Source organism: Carboxydothermus islandicus (assembly GCF_001950325.1).
GTDB lineage: Bacteria > Bacillota > Z-2901 > Carboxydothermales > Carboxydothermaceae > Carboxydothermus > Carboxydothermus islandicus.
On the sequence record NZ_BDJL01000006.1, the window covers coordinates 1 to 1,884 of the forward strand.

Here is a 1,884-nt window from a genome sequence, read left to right on the forward strand (position 1 = left end):
TGTGCGCCCGGCATGGGTGTTGCCTATAAGGTGAAAGTCCTGAACGGCGAAGGTAGTAGTAGCCGTTAGCTTAAGGCAAGGGTGTCCATCGCGAGGTGGAATCTGAAGGAAGCCGGCGGCAAACCTCCGGCCCGAGGAACACGAACCTCATATAAGGCCACTGCAATTGGTCGAGCTTGCAGAACAAAGCAAAGGCCATACTACCGAAGATTGCAGGGGTAAATGAGGCGGGTAGATGGAGGGAAAGGAAGCATTCTTACCCGGGGAGGCCTGCAGGGTACGTTGGTAGAGACCAACAACTCGTGTTGAGAGACATGACTGAACCTGCAGGAGTCAGCAGAGGCCATAGTACTGGAAGGGGACGCCCGGAAGGGAAGGGCCGAACATGAGGAAAGGGGAGCAAACCATGAGCTCGAGGGATAAGCAAAGACAGCAGAAAACTCCGCAAGGGGGCTACCTGCAGGAGGAAGCGGTGAAACCGTGGGGGACTGCAGGAGTGCCGAGCTTATCTCCGGCGCAAGTGGAAGAGCAACCCTGCGAGGCAGATACCTACTTGATGGAGAAAGTGGTTAACGCGGCAAACATGAAAAGAGCCTGGAAACAGGTAAAAGGAAACAAGGGAGCTGCCGGCATTGACGGTATGGACATAAAATCCCTTGTACCATACCTCAAGGCTGAATGGCCTCAAATCAAAGAACAGTTACTAAGCGGAACCTATAAACCCAAGCCGGTAAGAAGGGTCGAAATCCCGAAACCCGACGGAGGCAAAAGGTTATTAGGAATACCCACCGTGCTTGACCGCCTAATCCAGCAAGCCATCCTACAAATACTAACACCAATCTTTGACCCAGGATTCTCCAGACACAGCTACGGGTTTAGACCAGGTAAACGAGCGCATGATGCTGTAAAACAAGCGAAAGAATACATCAAAGAAGGATACAGCTATGTAGTAGATATGGACTTAGAGAAATTCTTCGACCGGGTAAACCATGACATCCTTATGGCTAAAGTAGCCCGAAAAGTCAAAGACAAGCGGGTACTAAAGCTAATCCGAGCATACTTAGAAGCAGGAGTAATGGTAAACGGGGTAGTAATAGCAAGCGAAGAAGGGACTCCGCAGGGAGGACCACTAAGTCCCTTACTTGCCAACATAATGCTGGATGAGCTGGACAAAGAACTGGAGAGACGTGGTCATAACTTTGTACGTTATGCTGATGACTGTAACATATATGTAAGGAGCAAGCGAGCAGGAGAAAGAGTAATGGCCAGTGTCAAAGAATTTGTAGAGGAGCGACTAAAACTAAAGGTTAACATGCAGAAAAGCGCAGTAGACCGGCCAGTAAAGCGAAAATTTCTTGGATTCTCCTTTACACTGGAGAAAGAACCCCGAATTCGGTTAGCACCGAAGTCACTGGAAAGGATAAAACAAAAGATACGACAACTGACCTCGAGGAGCTGGGGAATAAGCATGGAAGAAAGACTGGAGAAACTCAAAAGCCAGCTAAATGGCTGGATAGCATATTTCAGTCTAATTGAAACCCCAAGCATACTGAGGAACCTGGACGAATGGATTAGAAGACGATTAAGGATGTGCCTACTTAAGCAATGGAAGCGACCGAAGACGATAAGAAAGAAACTCATTGCCTTAGGAATAAAAGAAGAATGGGCGTGGAAAATTAGCGGGTCAAGAAAAGGATACTGGAGGTTAGCCTGCACACCGCAAGTTAACAAAGCCCTCGGACTCCAATACTGGAAAGACCAAGGGCTAATAAGTTTAGTTGAGAGGTATCAACAACTTCGGGTAAACTCATGAACCGCCGTATACCGAACGGTACGTACGGTGGTGTGAGAGGACGGGGGTTAATTACCCCCTCCTACTCGATT

The 1,884-nt window shown here is 48.5% G+C and carries 1 protein-coding gene; it reads left to right on the forward strand.

Annotated elements, in window-relative coordinates; translation table 11 throughout:
- Positions 1–406: 406 nt before the first annotated feature.
- Positions 407–1,813, forward strand: a complete 1,407-nt coding sequence (gene ltrA, locus ciss_RS01655) for a group II intron reverse transcriptase/maturase (protein ID WP_077177385.1) — start codon at positions 407–409, stop codon at positions 1,811–1,813.
- Positions 1,814–1,884: the final 71 nt, after the last annotated feature.